The sequence below is a fragment of the Kribbella sp. genome, assembly GCF_035687465.1.
GTDB lineage: Bacteria > Actinomycetota > Actinomycetes > Propionibacteriales > Kribbellaceae > Kribbella.
The window spans coordinates 1-4,689 of the sequence record NZ_DASRXP010000682.1 but is presented as its reverse complement, the minus strand read 5'-3'; the positions used below and the strand labels follow the sequence as shown (position 1 = coordinate 4,689).

At 67.6% G+C, this 4,689-nt stretch carries 3 protein-coding genes; all 3 read left to right on the top strand.

From position 1 onward, the window contains the following. The coding region (gene sppA / locus VFG33_RS36465) for a signal peptide peptidase SppA (protein WP_325057593.1) at nucleotides 1-993 on the top strand (993 nt) is incomplete at its 5' end. Nucleotides 994-997: 4 nt separating this feature from the next. After that, nucleotides 998-3,796 carry an ATP-binding protein gene (locus VFG33_RS36460; RefSeq protein ID WP_325057592.1) on the top strand — a complete coding sequence of 933 codons (2,799 nt, stop codon included), beginning with the start codon at nucleotides 998-1,000 and terminating at the stop codon, nucleotides 3,794-3,796. Between the two features lie 101 nt (nucleotides 3,797-3,897). Further along, complete coding sequence (locus tag VFG33_RS36455; protein WP_325057591.1) at nucleotides 3,898-4,353, top strand: nitroreductase family deazaflavin-dependent oxidoreductase; 456 nt, start codon at nucleotides 3,898-3,900, stop codon at nucleotides 4,351-4,353. The last annotated feature ends 336 nt before the right edge of the window (nucleotides 4,354-4,689 follow it).

Here is a 4,689-nt window from a genome sequence, read left to right as displayed (position 1 = left end):
GTGTACGACGCTCTTCGCAAGAGCCATGGGGAGGATGTCACCCCCTTGCTGGTCGAGCGGTACCACCGCCGCGGTCCCAGATCCCTTGCTGCGTTGAAGGACAGGCTTCCGTGGCCCCAGAAGCCGGTGGTGGCGATCGTCAGGATCAGCGGCGGCATCAGCGTCGGCCGCAACTCCGGCGGTGGCCCTCTAGGCGGTCCCGGCTCGGGCTCCGACACCATCGGCGCCGCCCTGCGGGCAGTAGCCGAAGACGACAAGGTCAAAGCCGTCGTACTACGCGTCGACAGCCCGGGTGGTTCCTACGTAGCCTCCGACGCTATCCGCCACGAGGTGCTCCGCCTACGCGCCACCGGACGACCAGTGATCGCCTCTATGGGCACTGTGGCGGCTTCAGGCGGCTACTTCGTGGCTATGCCGGCCGATGTCATCGTGGCTCAACCAGGGACCATCACCGGGTCGATCGGCGTCTTTACCGGAAAGGGCGTCATCCGGGACGCGCTCGGCCGCATCGGCATCTCGCAGGAGGCCGTCTCGCAAGGCCAGAACGCGCGGATGTTCTCTGCTTCGGAGGAGTTCTCCGAGGACCAGTGGGCACGGCTGGAGGAGATACTGGATCGCATCTACTCAGACTTCGTCGCCAAGGCCGCATCGGACCGCGGACTCCCCGAGGCCGAGCTGGAATCCCTTGCGCGCGGCCGAGTCTGGACCGGCGCCGATGCCCACAGCCACAACCTGGTCGACGAACTAGGCGGCTTCGAACACGCCATCCGAGTAGCCTGCCGCCGGGCCGGCCTCGACCGCGACGAGATAGCCCTGACCGCAGCCCCCCACCGCTCCTTCATCGACCGCCTGCGGCCACCAGAATCCACCGACGACCTAGCGGTGACCGCCAAGCCCTGGCTCGCTGACGGCCTCACCGCTGCCGCCTACAACGCCCTCGGCCTCCCACCGGCCGGCGTGCTCACGATGCCGCTGTCCTGGCGCCTACTCTGAGCGGATGGACCAGGAAGTCTTCGTCGGGCGCGAGCGGGAGCTTGCCGACCTCGAGCGAAGGCTTGTCAGGGCCCGGAACGGGAGTGGGTCGTTCGTCCTGGTGGACGGCGAGGCCGGAATCGGGAAGACGGCGTTCGCGGACCAGGTGCTCCGGCGTGCTCGCGAAGTTGGTGCGGCCACGGCCTGGGGCAGTTGCTGGGAAGGCGAGGGTGCTCCGCCGTACTGGCCCTGGCTCCAGGTGCTTCGAGCTCTCGGACTAAGTAGCGAGGAACTGTCCGGGCCGACGACGGCTGAGGACGAGGGGAGTCGGTTCAGGCTCTTCGGTGAGATCATCCAACTGCTGCGGGAGTCCGCGGGTGCGAACGGTCTCCTGGTGGTGCTGGACGATCTGCATGCGGCCGACGTGCCCTCGTTGCGTCTCACTCAGGTCCTTGCTTCTGAGCTTGGCGACAGCAGCATCCTGGTGCTCGGGCTCCGGCGGCGCGGCACGCCTGAATTGCCGGCCGAACTGTCCGCCATCGTTCGTGAACGGACCACTGCTCAGCTCACCCTGACGGGGCTGCCGACTGAACAGCTCAGCGGGTTGGTCGCTCGCAGTTCGTCGCTGGTTCCGGATGCTGCGCTGCTGAGCGCGGTCGAGGCGCGGTCGGAGGGGAACCCGTTCTTCGCGCTGGAGTTGCTGCGCCTGGCGGGCGATCCCGCGGCCGGTGAACGCTCGCTTCCGTCGACGGTCCGCGCCGTGATCGGTCGTCGTCTGGAAGGAGTTTCCTCGCAGACCCGGCGGATCCTCCAGACCGCCTCGGTGCTGGGACGCGAGTTCACCGTCGGCGTGGTGGCGGAGATCGCGGGGGAGTCGGCGGACGTAGTACTGGATCTGATCGAGGAGGCCCTGGCCCGTGAGCTCGTGACAGCTGGGGACGGGCACTCGTTGCGCTTCGCGCATGCCTTGATCCAGGAGGTGGCGTACGCCGAGTTGTCGAGCCGGGAGCGTCAGCGACTGCATCGGAGCGCGGCAGCGGCCTTGCAATCACGCCTCGACGGGACGAGCGCGAAGGGACTGGGTCCTGAGGAGTCCCTGGACGCGATCGCTCACCATCTGCGGCAGGCCGCGCCGCTGGGCGTTTCGGCTGAAGCGCTGGAGGCGACGCTTCAAGCCGCGCAGCGGGCTCAGAGTCAGCTCGCGTATGAGTCCGCGGTGGTCCTGTTCAGGCAAGCCCTGGACCTCCTTCCATCGGTGCCGCAGGCGCCAGTCGCGAACCAGGAGTTGCTTCTCGACCTGGCGCGCTGCCACTTCCGCTCCGGTGCAGTAGGGCAGGCCTGGCGGGTGTGCAAGCAGGCCGCCGACATCGGACGCGCGGCAGGTGACGCAGTACTGATGGCCGATGCCGCCACGATCGTCCGTGGACTGAGGAACGATCCGGTCTGCGATGAGATTCACGCGTTGTGCCGAGAGACACTCGGCCGGCTGGGCTCTGCCGACCCGGTCCGGCGTGCGCGGGTGCTGGCGCAGTTCGCTCTCACCGCAAGTCCTTGGGCGGAGGCGGAGTCGGAGCCTGGCCTGCGTGCGTTGCAAGCGGCCGAGGCAACCGGTGATCCGGATGCACTGTTCCTCGCTCTGCAGGCTCGCCAACTCGATCTCAGCAACCCACGCCATCTGCTGGAGCGGCTGGACAACGGTGATCGCGCGGTTCGGCTCGGCCGCGAGACCGGGCGCGACGAGCTGCTCGGGTGGGGCCACGCGGCGCGGCTGGACGCCTTCTGGGAACTCGGCCGCCGCCTGCAGATCTCCGGCGAGATGGTTGCGCTCAGCAACGTCATCACCCAGCTGAAGGAACCGCTGGGAATCTGGCGACTGAAGATGAGCGAGGCCACCCTGGCGGCGTACGAGGGCCGCTTCGACGAAGCGCTCCTGCTGGCGGACGAGGCGCTGCTGATCGGACATCGCGGGGGCTACGAGGGCGCTGACCATTACCACCTGGTGTTCTGCTCCGACCTTGCCCGTCAGACCGGACGAGGCCTGGAGGAGGCGGCCGCCGGGGTCCGTGGGTGGGTGGAGAAGGGGCCGTATCTGGCTCGCAGTTGGCTGGCTATTCAGCTGCTCGCGCTGTCTCGGCTCGATGAGGTGACCGAGATCTGGGCAGCGATGCAGGCTCATCTGGATTCGTTTCCGCCGCACGTCGCTGAGTGGGTCATCTTTCATGCAGGCAACGTCGATCTCTGTGTCGGACTGCAGGACATCGCGGCCGCCCCAGCGATCTACGCTCGCTTGCTGCCGTTCGCCGATCGTCAGGTCATCTCGGGTGCGCAGACGCCGTGCGGTGGGCCGGTTGCTCTCCGGCTCGGACGGCTGGCGCTGCTCCTCGACGACTGGCCGGCCGCGGAGCACCATTTGGCTGGAGCTCTCGAGAGCAGCGTCGCGATGGGCTCCCCGCCGTACGAGGCGGCGACCCGTCTGGAGATCGCGCGGCTGGCTCTTGGCCGCCGCGAACGAGGTGATCCGCGGATCGCGGACGCCCAGCTGAGTGCGGCCGCCGAAATCGCCCGGCGGCTGGGCATGGCGCCACTGGCAGCCGAGGCGGGGGAACTGTTGGCTCAGGTCCGCGGCGACAGGCCGACGCCGCTGTCGATGCGTGAGGAGCAGTTGGCCGCGCTGGTGGCCGAAGGCATGAGCAATCGGCAGATCGCCACTCGACTGCATCTGTCCGAGCGCACGGTCGAGACCCACGTGCGCAACATCCTCGCCAAGCTCGGGTTCGAGTCCCGCACCCGGATCGCCGCCTGGATGGCGTCCCGGCCGCGCTGACTTACGTACTGCGCTACGTGGTTTCGCCGATCCCAACAGCCCGGCTGGTTCCTAGCTTGTCTTTTGACCGGCTATTTCGGCTGGGCAGAAGGGGGCAAGCGATGACGACGAAGCGTTCAGCCGGGGCACGGGTGGTGGTATCGCTCGCCAAGGGTGCGTCCGCTGTCCATGTCTGGCTCTACCGGCGCACGGATGGACGGCGTGGGGGCACGATCCAAGGTGTTCCCCACCTGCTGATCACCACGGTCGGCCGGAGAACCGGGCTGGAGCGAACCCGCCCGATCGGGTACTGCGAGGCCGACGGCGTACTGATCGTCGCCGGCTCCAACGGTGGGTCGGACCCGATGCCGTCCTGGGTGTACAACCTCCGCAGCAACCCGAAAGCCGAAGTACAGATCGGCCCGGTCAAACAAGCGGTGGTCGCAACGGAGGCCCTGGGCGACGAGTACCAGCGCCGCTGGGCCGAACTCACCGAGCGCTACCCGGTCTTCCTGAAATACCCGAAGAAGACGAAGCGCCGCATCCCCGTGATGCTCCTACAACCAATCGACGGCTAGAACTACAGCCGTACGTCGTGACGGTCCAGCGTTGCCAGCCAGCCACTCGAGACGCCAGACAAGCATCACTCCGGCAGGACGAGGCCGCACCCGGTCGTCACGAAGTACGGCTGCAGGACCAGGCCGCTGTAAGCCTTTGATCGACTCTAATCCGGTGCAGGTAGAGGCTTCTCGCTGTCGCCGGGTGGTGGGTCGTGGGTTTCCCCTCGTAGCGTGGAGACATCCCCTTTGAGGTGAGGGCGATGGCTGAAGCACGACGGAAGTTTGATCAGGAGTTCAGGCAGGGCGCGGTCCGGATCGTCCGGGAGACCGGGAAGCCGGTCGCGCAGGTCGCCC